Source organism: Cohnella suwonensis (genome assembly GCF_042655365.1).
GTDB classification, from domain to species: Bacteria; Bacillota; Bacilli; order Paenibacillales; family Paenibacillaceae; genus Cohnella; species Cohnella suwonensis.
In genome coordinates, this window is record NZ_JBHSMH010000082.1 from 117,436 (window position 1) to 129,593 (window position 12,158).

At 48.1% G+C, this 12,158-nt stretch carries 17 protein-coding genes; 11 read left to right on the top strand and 6 right to left on the bottom strand.

The window, feature by feature from the left end; genetic code table 11:
* Window positions 1–104 precede the first annotated feature (104 nt).
* Window positions 105–389, top strand: coding sequence for a hypothetical protein (locus tag ACFPPD_RS20105; protein WP_209748099.1), 285 nt, complete (start codon window positions 105–107; stop codon window positions 387–389).
* Between the two features lie 21 nt (window positions 390–410).
* Here ACFPPD_RS20105 and lgt read toward each other — a convergent pair whose 3' ends face one another.
* From lgt to ACFPPD_RS20120, 3 genes are all read right to left on the bottom strand, one after another.
* The gene (gene lgt, locus ACFPPD_RS20110) at window positions 411–1,196 is read right to left on the bottom strand and encodes a prolipoprotein diacylglyceryl transferase (RefSeq protein ID WP_209748097.1); all 786 of its coding nucleotides are present in this window, start codon (window positions 1,194–1,196) and stop codon (window positions 411–413) included.
* Window positions 1,197–1,282: 86 nt separating this feature from the next.
* Complete coding sequence (locus tag ACFPPD_RS20115) at window positions 1,283–2,083, bottom strand: M56 family metallopeptidase (RefSeq protein ID WP_209748094.1); 801 nt, start codon at window positions 2,081–2,083, stop codon at window positions 1,283–1,285.
* A complete protein-coding gene (locus tag ACFPPD_RS20120) occupies window positions 2,080–2,490 on the bottom strand; it encodes a BlaI/MecI/CopY family transcriptional regulator (protein ID WP_209748273.1) in 411 nt (136 codons plus the stop codon). Before ACFPPD_RS20120 ends, ACFPPD_RS20115 begins: the two co-directional genes overlap by 4 nt.
* 300 nt (window positions 2,491–2,790) lie before the next feature.
* Here ACFPPD_RS20120 and ACFPPD_RS20125 point away from each other — a divergent pair, with 300 nt between their 5' ends.
* The 10 genes from ACFPPD_RS20125 (at window position 2,791) to ACFPPD_RS20170 (ending at window position 10,942) form a co-directional block, all read left to right on the top strand.
* A complete protein-coding gene (locus tag ACFPPD_RS20125; RefSeq protein WP_209748092.1) occupies window positions 2,791–3,801 on the top strand; it encodes an alkene reductase in 1,011 nt (336 codons plus the stop codon).
* A gap of 54 nt (window positions 3,802–3,855) precedes the next feature.
* Window positions 3,856–4,446: a TetR/AcrR family transcriptional regulator gene (locus tag ACFPPD_RS20130; protein WP_209748090.1), complete on the top strand. Its 591-nt coding sequence runs from the start codon at window positions 3,856–3,858 to the stop codon at window positions 4,444–4,446.
* Entirely contained in the window at window positions 4,443–5,069 is a 627-nt protein-coding gene (locus ACFPPD_RS20135; RefSeq protein ID WP_209748088.1) for a DNA-3-methyladenine glycosylase I, read from the top strand. Before ACFPPD_RS20130 ends, ACFPPD_RS20135 begins: the two co-directional genes overlap by 4 nt.
* A 244-nt stretch (window positions 5,070–5,313) precedes the next feature.
* Window positions 5,314–5,745 carry a MarR family winged helix-turn-helix transcriptional regulator gene (locus tag ACFPPD_RS20140; protein WP_378083065.1) on the top strand — a complete coding sequence of 144 codons (432 nt, stop codon included), beginning with the start codon at window positions 5,314–5,316 and terminating at the stop codon, window positions 5,743–5,745.
* Window positions 5,746–6,024: 279 nt separating this feature from the next.
* Window positions 6,025–6,786, top strand: coding sequence for an SDR family oxidoreductase (locus ACFPPD_RS20145; RefSeq protein WP_209748084.1), 762 nt, complete (start codon window positions 6,025–6,027; stop codon window positions 6,784–6,786).
* A gap of 86 nt (window positions 6,787–6,872) precedes the next feature.
* Complete coding sequence (locus ACFPPD_RS20150; RefSeq protein WP_209748082.1) at window positions 6,873–7,262, top strand: nuclear transport factor 2 family protein; 390 nt, start codon at window positions 6,873–6,875, stop codon at window positions 7,260–7,262.
* A gap of 600 nt (window positions 7,263–7,862) precedes the next feature.
* A complete protein-coding gene (locus tag ACFPPD_RS20155) occupies window positions 7,863–9,035 on the top strand; it encodes a YhgE/Pip domain-containing protein (RefSeq protein WP_209748080.1) in 1,173 nt (390 codons plus the stop codon).
* Between the two features lie 433 nt (window positions 9,036–9,468).
* Window positions 9,469–9,741, top strand: a complete 273-nt coding sequence (locus tag ACFPPD_RS20160) for a ribbon-helix-helix domain-containing protein (protein ID WP_209748078.1) — start codon at window positions 9,469–9,471, stop codon at window positions 9,739–9,741.
* Window positions 9,731–10,855: a DNA polymerase III subunit beta gene (gene dnaN, locus ACFPPD_RS20165; protein ID WP_209748076.1), complete on the top strand. Its 1,125-nt coding sequence runs from the start codon at window positions 9,731–9,733 to the stop codon at window positions 10,853–10,855. The genes ACFPPD_RS20160 and dnaN overlap by 11 nt, the downstream gene beginning before the upstream one ends.
* 15 nt (window positions 10,856–10,870) lie before the next feature.
* Complete coding sequence (locus tag ACFPPD_RS20170) at window positions 10,871–10,942, top strand: putative holin-like toxin (RefSeq protein ID WP_378083071.1); 72 nt, start codon at window positions 10,871–10,873, stop codon at window positions 10,940–10,942.
* On the opposite strand, the gene ACFPPD_RS20175 is transcribed toward ACFPPD_RS20170, so the two are convergent.
* The 3 genes from ACFPPD_RS20175 to ACFPPD_RS20185 all read right to left on the bottom strand — a co-directional run bounded on the left by ACFPPD_RS20175 (window position 10,927) and on the right by ACFPPD_RS20185 (window position 12,041).
* Entirely contained in the window at window positions 10,927–11,265 is a 339-nt protein-coding gene (locus ACFPPD_RS20175; RefSeq protein WP_209748074.1) for a membrane protein insertase YidC, read from the bottom strand. The two genes, ACFPPD_RS20170 and ACFPPD_RS20175, sit on opposite strands and share 16 nt — an antisense overlap.
* 30 nt (window positions 11,266–11,295) lie before the next feature.
* Window positions 11,296–11,544 (bottom strand): hypothetical protein, encoded by a 249-nt coding sequence (locus tag ACFPPD_RS20180; RefSeq protein ID WP_209748072.1) that lies wholly within the window; start codon window positions 11,542–11,544, stop codon window positions 11,296–11,298.
* 71 nt (window positions 11,545–11,615) lie between these two features.
* Window positions 11,616–12,041 (bottom strand): Fur family transcriptional regulator, encoded by a 426-nt coding sequence (locus tag ACFPPD_RS20185; RefSeq protein WP_209748069.1) that lies wholly within the window; start codon window positions 12,039–12,041, stop codon window positions 11,616–11,618.
* Window positions 12,042–12,158: the final 117 nt, after the last annotated feature.

Consider the following 12,158-nt stretch of genomic DNA (forward strand, 5'->3'; position numbering starts at 1 on the left):
CTGTATTTCTGCATGGATACGGAATCCATCGCTGACTCTGCGTTAATCGCGTTCACGCCTTTAGCGGCGGCTTTGAATTTCGCGCCCCAAGGAGCGCCGTTCCCTTGCGAAGTAACGGCCTCCAGCTTGTGGCATTGGCGAGAACGGTACCGAAAAACGGCGGACTCAACCTGTGGATCCGGCTGCCTGATCCGCTTGACGGAAGTAGATTGCTTGAAGAGAGCTTAAGGCAATCCGTCTCCTTCGTACCGGGCGCGATATGCGATCCTCTTGGCGAGATGAAATCTTACATCCGGTTAAGCTTTTCTTACATGAACGAAAAGCAAATAAAGGAAGGCGTTCGACTGTTGAGGGAAGCGGCCAAAGAAGTAACCGACGGCGGAAAATAGTCGGCGCCAAACCAGCAACGGCTATTGGACCAAAATCCGCGTCTTTTTCCGATCGCGCATGACGAGGAACACAATCAGGCATAAGCTGACCGCAATAACGCTGAAGCTGGTCCACTGTCCGGCCGTCCAGTGGAACGCGTAACGCGGCGAATCGCCCCGTAGCCATTCAAGGTTAAATCGCCCGAACGAATACAGGATGTTGTAGGCCAGGAAGAGTATCCCGGCTGCCCATTTCCTGTTTTTCGACAAGAGCAGCAGCACGAATACGATCAGATCCCACTGTCCCTCCCATATTTCCGCCGGCCACAGCGGCTGCGAGCCGTAAACGTCGTAAGCCATCGAGCCTTCCGGGTAAACGATGCCGAAGCCCGAGCCGGTCGGCGAGCCGTACGCGTCTCCGTTCAGGAAACAGGCGATTCTGCCGACCGACTGACCCAATACGATTGCCGGGGCCAGCATATCAGCCAACTTCCAAAATGACAAACGGTGCTTCTTCGTATAGATGATCATGGCGATGAAGCCGCCAATCAACGCTCCCTGAATCGCAATTCCGCCATTCCAGATATATACGATTTCCGAAAGATGCTTCGAGTAATAGTCCCATTGAAAAAAGAAAACATGCCATATGCGCGCAGACAAAATCGCGCCAACGAACATATAGGGCACTATGTTCGTGATATGCTCCCGATACGGAGTGCCTGCAGCCAAGTGACTAGCCACCCCCAACGCCAGAAGTACGGCCAATGCCACGACGACTCCGTAAGAATGGACGTGGAAATCTCCAATCGTAAATAAAACAACTCTCATTCTTTTACCCTCCCAAAGTACATATCGCCAATATCAGTCATCTTCAATGTACTACATATCGTAGTATGATCGCTTAAAAAAAGAGATTATGAATCCCCGCCCAGCATGAAGAGCAGCAGCAACGAAAAGGATGCAAGTAAGGGTCTAAGCACGGCTACTTTTACCTTCACTGTCTTGTCGGGCTCAAGAACCTGCATGATTCGATAATGCATCGTCGTAGTTGCAAAGTGAACGGCCGCCGCATGTTGCCGCATTTCCCCCCCTTTGGACAACTTCAAGAGAACGTTGGCTAAATGCAACTCCGTCCCCATCCAACGGATAGCGAAACGGTCGGCGAGCAGTTCCGTCCATGTTTGATAGTAGCGAAATATCGGCTTCATAATCGGCCAATACCCGAAAGCATTCGCCAGGAGGGTCATCAGGAACGTTTTCAAATTATCGCGATTTCGGCAATGATGCCACTCGTGCAGCAGAATCGCCTTCAATTCGTCATCGCTAAAAATATCGAAAACCGCGGTCGAGACAACGATTTTCGGCCGCCGCATGCCAATCGCCAGCGCGACGAACGCTTCGTCCCTCACGACAATGATTTCCGTTCCCAAACTGCGGTACTTATAATTAAGACGCTTCGTTAGTTTGTCATGCTTGCCGGCGTAAAACCGCTTATGCCATTTCCGCGTTAAATACGTTTGCGCAATGATTCGCCAGATCGCCCTAATGAGCGTATACCCGATTACTAGGTCGAATACGACATAGGTCACGATAGCGCCCTGCAGCCTGTCGTTTCCCATTTGATGAGCAACGAACATCCCCATCCGCACGCTGACAAAAACAATGAAGACGACCATCAATGCATAGATCCACTTCAGCTTAACCGGAGGGTTCATCCTTTTTTTCCTCTTTTGATTTCGCTTAATTTGCGTTCCAGCTTCGCGATCGTCTCCGGATCGACATCGTCAAGCGCATCGATCATATGGTTCACGACCAAGCTTCCATACTCCTGGATGAGTCCCCGTGACACTTCTTTCGTCTGTTCCGAGAGAAACTGTTCCCTTGTCTGCACGGTGCTGAACCGAGCTGCTTGAGTTCTGCCGGTTCCGGTCTGCGCTTTCGTAAGATGGCCTTTGTCGAGCAGCCGGTTCATCACCGTCATCACGGCGTTAACCGAAATCGGATTTTCCTGATTAAGGATCGACTGCACTTCCTTGATGCTCAACCCGTCGGAAGACCAGAGAATGTCCATAATCTTGGCTTCGAGCGGACCAAAATAGCGATTCAGTCCCTCTCCGCTCATATTCAGTCTTTTAATCTTCACGCCGTCACACCCCCGCATACTACACAGTGTAGTATTTTTGCTGCGACAATGTCAATCGTAGGCTTCGAGGGACTGCCGGCTGTTGTTGGCTCGGGGCTGCTGCAACCGAAGTGAAGCCCAAAAGCAAGGAGACTAAAAAAGGTGCTATTCAAATTCCTCTGCTTTATTCTCTATTGCGGTCCTTGTTCGATTTGACAAATTAGGACGGTCGTGCTAATCTTATCGAGAATTTGGACGTTCGTCCTAATTCTATTGCCAAATGATGAAGGAGATGAGATCATGGCACCGATGACTCGCAATCGCGCTGATGCAAACGGTGTCGTGCAGCCCATGATGGCGACCTACTATCATCAACGCGCCAGCGCCGGCCTCATCATCACTGAGTCTGTACCGGTTTCGCAGGAAGCCGTAGGCTACGCGTTCACCCCGGGGATCTACACGGATACCCAAGTGGTTAGCTGGCTCCGCGTGACCGATGCGGTGCACTCGGGGGGAGGCCGTATCTTTCTCCAGCTGCAGCATTGCGGGCGGATTTCCCACCCGAGCTTGTTGCCAGACAACGCGACGCCAGTGGCTCCTTCGGCTCTGCGGCCGGAGGGACAAGCCGTTACATATACCGGCATGCAAGATTTTGTGACGCCGCGCGCACTTGAGACCTCTGAAATTCCGAGGATTGTTGAACAGTTCAAACGCAGCGCTGAAATGGCCAAAAGCGCAGGCTTTGATGGCGTGGAGGTGCATAGCGGCAACGGTTATTTGGTCGATCAGTTCCTCCGCGACGGCAGCAACCGTCGCACCGACGCGTACGGAGGCAGCGTGCAGAACCGTATGCGTCTGTTGGATGAAATTCTCGATGCGGTTTGCGCGGTGTGGCCGGCGCAGCGCGTAGGCGTACGCTTGACCCCGGAGAATCGGTTCAATTCGATGTCGGATTCCGACCCGCAGACGCACTTCGCATATTTCGTCGAGCAATTGAGTCCGCGCGGTTTGGCATATGTGCATGTGCTCGAAGGCGATATGATGACTAAGAACAGCGAGTTGGATTACCGCACCTTGCGTTCGAAGTTTACCAATCCGTATATCGCGAATAACGGGTACGACTTGGCGCGTGCCCAAGCAGCGGTACGCAACGGCGCCGCGGATTTGGTTGCTTTTGGGACTCCCTTCTTGGCCAATCCGGACCTGGTCCGCCGCTATCGGGAGGGCCTGCCATTAAATGAAGCCGATCGAGTTACGTTCTACCAAGGCGGCGAAACGGGTTACATCGATTATTCCTTTTATCCTGAGTGAAGTATAAGCAAGCCGACTGACGTTGATGCGCGGTCGGCTACGGAGGTGTTAAGCATGAAGGGTAAAACAACTCGCGGGCACATCGTCGAATCGGCCGACCGGTTATTCTATCAGTGCGGTTACGAACATACCTCTTTTGCGGATATTGCCGATTCCGTGCAAATTTCCAAGGGAAACTTCTATTATCACTTCAAATCAAAGGACGAAATTTTGGATGCCGTGATCCAAGCGCGGCTGGAGAATACCCGTAACATGCTGATGCGGTGGGAAGTCGAAGGGGAGCGGCCTGAGGATCGCATCAAGAGCTTTATCCAAATGCTGATCGCAAACCAGGCTGATATCAAAATGTATGGCTGCCCGGTCGGCACGCTGTGTACGGAGCTGGCGAAGCTGAATCATGCCTCGCAGGCGGAGGCGATCGAGCTGTTTACCCTGTTTCGGACATGGCTGAGCCGGCAGTTCGCGTTGCTCGGCCGCGACGCAGACGCCGACGAGCTGGCGATGCACCTCCTCGCCCGAAGTCAAGGGGTCGCCACGCTGGCACAAGCGTTTCGGGATGAGAGTTTCATCAAGCATGAGGTCCGGCAAATGTGTGACTGGTTGAGCTCGCAGCTTGCACAAACGAATCAGGAGGGGAGCCAATGAACGCGACGATAGCAGGACACGACGGTAAACCGCGCTGCCGCTGGTGCGGCGCCGCGCCGGAGTTTCTCGATTATCACGATACCGAATGGGGATTTCCGGTCAGCGACGATCGCCGGTTGTTCGAGAAGTTAAGTTTGGAGGGCTTCCAATCCGGACTGAGCTGGCGCACGATCCTTGTGAAACGCGAGAACTTCCGTGCGGCGTTCCATGATTTTGACTTCGATCGGATCGCACGCTATACGGAGCGCGACCTCGACCGTCTACTCGGGGATGAAGGCATCGTACGCCATCGCGGTAAGATCGAGGCGGTTATTAACAATGCGCTGCGGGCGCAGGAGCTGGTCAAACGGGAGGGCTCGCTGGCCGCCTTTATCTGGCGATACGAGCCGGACCGGAGTCAGTTGGCGAAGCCGCAGACCGCATCGACCTCGGCGCAATCGATCGCGCTGTCGAAGGAGCTCAAAAAGCAGGGCTGGAAATTCGTCGGGCCGACTACGGTGTACGCCTTCATGCAAGCGATGGGGCTGATCAACGATCATGTCGAGGATTGCTTCATCCGGGCAGAGGTTGATCGCGCGCGCCAACAGTTCCAGCGTCCCGGGGAAGGGGTTGGCAATCGTTAAGCGGTTCGCATTTCGCCTGTGGCAGGCTCCACTCGACTCTTACTCCTCACCCGTTGCTAACGGATTCCCCGCATAACTAATCCAATCGTTCCAGCTGTCGGATTGGCTTTGGGAACCCCGATCGTCGTGACCACTTCTGGTCTGTCATATTCTTAGATGGTTTGATTACTTGACGATGTTCTTATTTTAATATATAGTTGATACATATACTGTTGGTATATCAACTATATATGGGATGGTGTATGTGACATTATTTTCAGGGAATAATATTGGTATTTTTATTCATCAAATCGATTTAGCTCTTTGTAACTATGCAAAGAATGAATTAGCACCTTTCAAAGTTGCACCTGAACAGTGTTTGATCATGGAGCTTCTCTGGAAAGAAGACGGATTGACCCAAAAAGAAATTTCTCAAAAGCTGGATAAAGATAAAGCAATTATTACGCGTATGCTCGATAGTCTTGAACAAAAAAGATTTATCCGAAGAATCATTAGTCAAGGTGACCGACGTCTACAAAACGTATATTTAACGGCAGAAGGAAAGAAACTTATGGACAATGTAGTTCCAACTTCTGAAGAAATTAATCGGCTGATATGTCAAGGAATTTCACCTGAAGAGTTACAGGAAGTGACAAGAATTCTTTCTAAAATGCGTCAGAACATCCAACAGACTTAACGTTGTATCACTTAATAGGTTTATGTCACGCTAGGAAAGTCACAAATTACTTCACGTTTAATGGTTATTAAAATAACCATTAAACGTGTACCACTATCTAGCAAACACAAATATATACCCATGTCAAATAGTTGTTATATCAACGTTTATGTAAAAAAATAACATGAAGGGAGGTGAAAGAATCCATCAACACGTCAAGGAATTGCAACAATCTTTAGTATTTTTAGGTTCAGATGAAAAAATGTTTATTAATTAATAATAAATCAGGAGGGTTTACAAATGAAGCTTACAGGAAATACGATTTTTATTACAGGCGGAGGTTCGGGAATTGGACGTGGGCTAGCAGAAGCTCTTCACAAACTTGGAAACAAAGTTATTATCTCTGGGCGTCGTAAAGAGCGTCTGGAGGAGACGCTCAAAGCGAATCCCGGCATGTCCGCATTGGAGTTGAATGTACAAGATCCTGCCAGCGTACAGGCGACCGCCGAGCAGTTAATCGAAGAATACCCGGATTTAAATGTCTTGTTTAACAACGCCGGCATCATGCTGTTCGATGACGCGGCGGGCGTGATCGATGAAGATGTTTTGGTTTCGACTGTCACGACAAACTTGCTGGGGCCAATTCGTATGACCTCTGCATTGATCGAGCATTTGAAGTCCAAAGAAGAAGCGTTTGTCATCAACACGACTTCGTCACTTGGATTTGTGCCACTAGCTATAACCGCTGTATACTCTGCGACGAAGGCAGCACTCCATACCTATACGCTGTCCCAACGGTACATGCTTAAAGACACATCGGTAAAAGTACTGGAAATTGCGCCACCATGGGTTCAAACGGATCTGCTGAATAGCAACGATGAACCGCGTGCGATGCCACTTGCGTCATTCATTGAAGCAACGATAAAGGTACTTGGTACGGATACAGACGAAGTTCTGGTGGAAGAAGTGAAATTGTTTCGAAGTAACCCTGGCCCGAACGAAGGAGTTTTGGTGACCCAGTTTAACGATATGATGAAGTCTGAACCTCCAAAGAGTCATTGATCCACCTGATCAACTCAAGCCTACCTTGAGATTGCCAACGGCAATGCGAATTCTCACCTACATAATCACAAAACGGAGGATCGTCCATGAAACCATCCATCAATGACATCGTTGAGGTTAACCAGCTTTTGTCCCTTTGGGGCCATTTAGTAGACAAACGCGAATGGGACAGGTTTGGTGAGGTCTTTACCGATGATGCCTTCTTTGACTCCAGTGTGTTTGGATTTGCACCTGTTTCCGGCGTTGAAGCAATTCGAGAAATGGCAAGTCAGGAAGGCCACGCTCGAGCGCATCATTTGACGAACGTGTATGTCAAAGATGGCCCCGGAGAAGACCTCATCGCAGAATCGAAGGGCCTTGGCCTTCTGTCGGATGGGGCGGTTGCTAGTGTTACCTATTCCGATACGCTTCGAAAGACACCCTTAGGCTGGCGCTTGGCGAGCCGAGTGCTGACACTCCAACCGATCTCTCGTTGAGAAAAGTAGTTACCGCCGACGGTAGACGGCTATGAAATGCTTAATTCAATTATTGCTGTACTTGTGGTACGGTTCTCCGCGCTGTCTGTAACGGCAAGTTTGAAGGCCATCCTTTTTTTGGGATGGCCCTCTCTTTGTCAAACTTCACCCCCCACTTACTTTTCGAACATCTATCAAATCGTTCAATTTGCCGTATTGAGAATGCCCCCCTCTAAAAAAAATAAACCTCTTGACATTTGCATTAGTTTATGCAGGAACTTGACAGGCGTGTGCTATATTATTCGTGTTTCAAAATCTTTTTCGTTCAGCTGGTGGAATGAGACCCGGGCAACTCCTTCTCCCTACTGTACCGAGAAGATAAAACCAACGAGATAAAACTAGGCAAGTAGATGGAAGGTGAAGTTCAACAAGAAAAGATTTTCTTGAAGAAAGTAAAAGACAAAAAAGAATTAAAGAGTATCCTTGTCACAACATAAGGAAAATCATTCGTTTGTTACTCGATTTGTGATTCGGATAAAGTAAAAGAAAAAGAATTCTATCACCGTATCTGATCACGGGTGTTATTCACAAAACGATTTTTTGAGAAAGGGTTGAAAAAGCATGAAAACAGCTTTGAAAGTATTTCTGAAAAAACCGACGACCAAAGTAGGCATTATTACAGCCATCATGTTCCAAATCATCTTCTCGGTCATCTGGATGACCGGCTATAACGGCGTTACCGACGCCGATCGAATGAAAAACCTTACAGTTGGCATCGTTTCGCTCGATACGCAGATGGGGCCTGAGATTTCTGAGAAACTCCAGGAATCCTTGCCTGTTCAAGCAGTTCTTATGCAGGATGAAGAAGCGGCGGAAGAGCAGTTGAATGAACGCATGCTCCAGATGGTGATCACCATTCCTGCAGACTTTTCTCAAACCGTCATGAACCCGGATGGGAAAGCGGCGCTTCATTACAGCATCAATGAATCAAACCCGTCGGCGATCAAGAGCATGATGGGAACGGTTGCCTCCAATGTAACGGCAATGGTCAACAAACAGGCGATCGAGCTGGGCGCGAAGAGTTTGCTCATACAGGAGAAGTTACCCGAACAGCAGGCCTCAAGCGCCGCAGAATCGCTGTCCGAGCGGGTAACGTCCGATATCGATTATTCCAACCGGGTCAATGGCGTGAATAACCAGATGGTGCCAATGATGATGGTACTGGCCGGGTACATTGGGGCGATGCTTTTGAGCCTGAATCTGCAGCAGTCGTCGATGATGGCGGCCTCTCAATTGAATCGATGGCAGCAGTTTGCAGCGCGCGGTATCATTAACGTCGTCGCTTCAGTTGTGGTTTCGCTGATCGGAACGTCGCTCCTGGTTGCTTTGGGCGGCCAAACGGGGCAGGGTTTCATGGCAGTTTGGGGCTTCGAAGCGCTGTTCATCCTGACGTTTATGTTCGTCTCCCAGTTTTTCCTGATTCTTTTCGGCAATGCAGGAATGCTATTTAATATCATGACTCTTTCTGCTCAACTTGTCACTTCGGGGGCAACGATGCCTCGCGAACTGCTATCGGATTTCTTTAACGGTTTAGGTAAATTACTGCCGGCCACCTACGCTGTGGAAGGAATCATGAACCTGCTGTTTGGGGGTTCGGGTGTCGGAGGCCAGGCGCTGGCGCTCGTGTTGATCATGATTGTTGCAATTGCGGCGGGCGCACTGGCCGTCAGCATGCACAAGGTCCGCGCTCCGGAACTGCAAATGCAAGCCAATCCATCGCCTACTACTCGTTAAACATAATTTTCGGAAAACTTGTTCTGAGTTTTGCCCTTCCGCCAAAATGGCGGAGGGGACTTTTGCTTTTCCTAAGCAAAAGCTGTGGTACGGTTCACCGCGATTTATTCTAAACGGACTTTACAAACGGTTGACTTCGTGTTGATTGACAGGCAAATGTTTAAGATGTTGACTTCAGACGAATGAGGGGTGCTTGAACCGCATGGCGATGTATTCAGGGGTTACATACTGCTATATGTCTTTCGGTTTCTCTTCGTCTCCGGTCGCGATGGGGTTAGACACGTATCCAATCCAGTCGCTCCAGCTGTCGGATGGTTCTTGACACTTCGCAAAACCTCAAACCATATATTGCTAAACAATTCCGGCTATGTTAAAGTAAACTTATACGCACTTTGATTAAAGTTACTCTAATCAATATTAAGGGATGAATAGAATGAAAACCGAGAAAATCAAACTAGGTGTTCCTGATAAAGAAGGGCAACTCAGTATTATGTTTTCAAAAGGGGGGCCCCGTAAAGGTGCGGGAAGAAAAGGCTTTGGAGTAACAAAGAAATTATCTCTGACATTATCAGAGGAACTATGGGAGACCTTTGAACGACGTGCAAACTCCCTTCATATTTCTAAGTCAGAAATGGTCCGTGAGATTATGGAAGCCTTTTTCCTTACGGAATCAGGAAATAAGGACGTGACGTCTATTGCTGATTAGAGTTTCTCAAGTCAATTTGTATGATGCATTACAGAACGTTATCAGGGCCATATCCCCTCATACCTTAATTCCCGTACTATCGGGAATCAAGTTAATTGCACATTCGAATGGACTCACTCTTTTTTCAAGTAATACTAGCTTGATGATCCAATATGAGATTCCATTAGTTGAAGGGTATATAGAAATTGTCCGCACGGGAAGTATCGTAGTTCCGGCAAAATACTTTTTAGAAATAATAAGAAAATTCCCATCGGAAAGTGTGACTCTTGAATTAACGGAACACCTTGTCCTCACTATCCGGTCTGACTTTTCTGTTTATCGCTTGTGTGGAATGGATCCCATAGAGTTCCCAAGGATACCAGAGGTTAAACCCAACATTATTTTTAGTATCCAAAGCTCACTTTTACACAGGGTGATTAGACAAGTTGTTTTTGCAGCTTCAACATCCGAGAATAGACCTATTTTAACAGGTGTATCTTGTCAACTTGCGGTGAATGATCGCCTTAGATTCCTTGCTACAGATGGCGTAAGATTAGCATCAAGGACTATCGATACGGACTTAAATTCTGTACATTATTTTCCCCCTATAGTTATTCCAAGCAAAAACTTTAATGAACTATCAAAACTACTTAACGATGAACAAGAGACAGCAGAAATCATATTTGGAGAAAATCGGGCTATTCTCAAAACAAGAAACTTGATTTGTTATTCTGCATTAATTGACGGGACCTATCCCTCCATCGATAATATTATTTCCGTATCACACACGACTGAAATCATAGTGGACACGGCAAGCATGATTAATACCCTAGAAAGAGTTTCACTCTTAGCGGATGAAAGTAATGTGCTGCGGTTAAATGCCACTGAACACCATATTGAATTAGTTGCAAGAACTGCTGAAATTGGTGATGTTCATGAGGAGATGAGCATTGAGCTTATTACTGGTGCAGAAATTCAAATATCCTTTAACGGAAAGCATTTGAGAGATATTCTGCGCTCCATAGATACCACAAAAACAACACTAAAGTTTTCTGGCAAGCTGAACCCCATAATCATTGAACCCTATGACGATTCTCAATCCATATATCTTTTAACTCCAATTAGATCAGCCTAATTAATATAAGAACACTTGATCGTTGGGTTCTCAACATTTGTCATTGCTCTTTTTACCTACATCGCAAATAACTACAAGAGAAAGTAAAAACCCACCCCAAGGTTCGTAGGCCAAAGGTGGGTTTTCGCGTTCCTGTAACTTAGAAGGGACATCCCATCCAAGCCAATTGTATGGCCGAGTGTTAGCACGATCGATAATCCGCAGTCTCCGTGAAACGCATCCGCGAAAAATTGGATCAGCGTCGAGAACGGATAGATAAAATAATGGTTAAAGATCCCCGGCGAATCGGCATTGATCGGGTTGGACGGGGATGCCGTCGAGCATCCGCTAAGCAGAACGACCGGGATCATCCCGATTAACATGACGAGAATGGGCTTTGCCCGCTTCTGGAGCTTCGAGTATTTTTTCAAGGTGGTCCTCCCTAATTGAATGTTGAAATATCAACGTGGGGAAGGACCGTTAGCGTCTTCATCAGGCGCTTCTTTTCGTCTGGCGATTCGCGCTATCCATCGCTGGATACCGTCGAACCGAGGCTGTTTGACAGACACGAACAAGGTTGAACCGGCCGCAGCATCTTCATGACTCCAGCGTATCGCTCGAGTAGAGAACGAGGTGAACGGAAGAACCAATATCGAAGAGATGAGACCGATCGAGAGCGCCAATTGGATAAAATCAAAAATATGCTCCAACTAAGTCCCACCTCCTTCCGATCCGCTTTGTAAATATCTTCTTCGTCAAGCGACATCTTGGCGTACTGCCGTTAAGCCTTGCAGTTCGCACATAGGCCATAATACTCGACCCGACAACTATCCACCTGGAACGCGCCGTTATTCGAACCGACGGCCATCAACGCTTCGAGGTCATTCGATTCCAGATCGTATATTTCGCCGCAAGCTTTACAATGAAAGTGCCCGTGATCCTTTTCGGCCAATTCAAAGTTGCTGGACTTGTTGCCATTGGAGAGTTCTCTGACGACGCCGATCTCCTTCAGCTTTTTGAGCGTGCTATATACGGTCATTGGGCTGACATAAGGAAATTTCTCGGCCATCATCGCATAAATCCGATCTGCCGTCGGATGCGACAAATCGAATAGAAGCTCGACGATATGAACGCGCTGGGGAGTATGACGCAGACCTTCTTTTTTCATATGGCCTAATATCGTTTCCTTACTCATCAGGTGTGCCATTTGCATCCCTCCTTACTCGTAAGCGTCAAACCTTCCCCACCTTCAAGCCCGCTAATCGCTATGAGATAATCCTCCTCAGAATCAGTCAGGGGAGGATTTTTTATGGCCAGAAAAGAT

Bases quoted from the DNA above. Each gene is read 5' to 3' on its own strand.
- ACFPPD_RS20125 (WP_209748092.1), top strand. From the start codon at position 2,791: ATGGCACCGATGACTCGCAATCGCGCTGATGCAAACGGTGTCGTGCAG.
- ACFPPD_RS20185 (WP_209748069.1), bottom strand. From the start codon at position 12,041: ATGGCACACCTGATGAGTAAGGAAACGATATTAGGCCATATGAAAAAA.
- ACFPPD_RS20130 (WP_209748090.1), top strand. From the start codon at position 3,856: ATGAAGGGTAAAACAACTCGCGGGCACATCGTCGAATCGGCCGACCGG.
- ACFPPD_RS20135 (WP_209748088.1), top strand. From the start codon at position 4,443: ATGAACGCGACGATAGCAGGACACGACGGTAAACCGCGCTGCCGCTGG.
- ACFPPD_RS20115 (WP_209748094.1), bottom strand. From the start codon at position 2,083: ATGAACCCTCCGGTTAAGCTGAAGTGGATCTATGCATTGATGGTCGTC.
- ACFPPD_RS20160 (WP_209748078.1), top strand. From the start codon at position 9,469: ATGAAAACCGAGAAAATCAAACTAGGTGTTCCTGATAAAGAAGGGCAA.
- ACFPPD_RS20120 (WP_209748273.1), bottom strand. From the start codon at position 2,490: ATGAGCGGAGAGGGACTGAATCGCTATTTTGGTCCGCTCGAAGCCAAG.
- ACFPPD_RS20150 (WP_209748082.1), top strand. From the start codon at position 6,873: ATGAAACCATCCATCAATGACATCGTTGAGGTTAACCAGCTTTTGTCC.
- ACFPPD_RS20145 (WP_209748084.1), top strand. From the start codon at position 6,025: ATGAAGCTTACAGGAAATACGATTTTTATTACAGGCGGAGGTTCGGGA.
- lgt (WP_209748097.1), bottom strand. From the start codon at position 1,196: ATGAGAGTTGTTTTATTTACGATTGGAGATTTCCACGTCCATTCTTAC.
- ACFPPD_RS20155 (WP_209748080.1), top strand. From the start codon at position 7,863: ATGAAAACAGCTTTGAAAGTATTTCTGAAAAAACCGACGACCAAAGTA.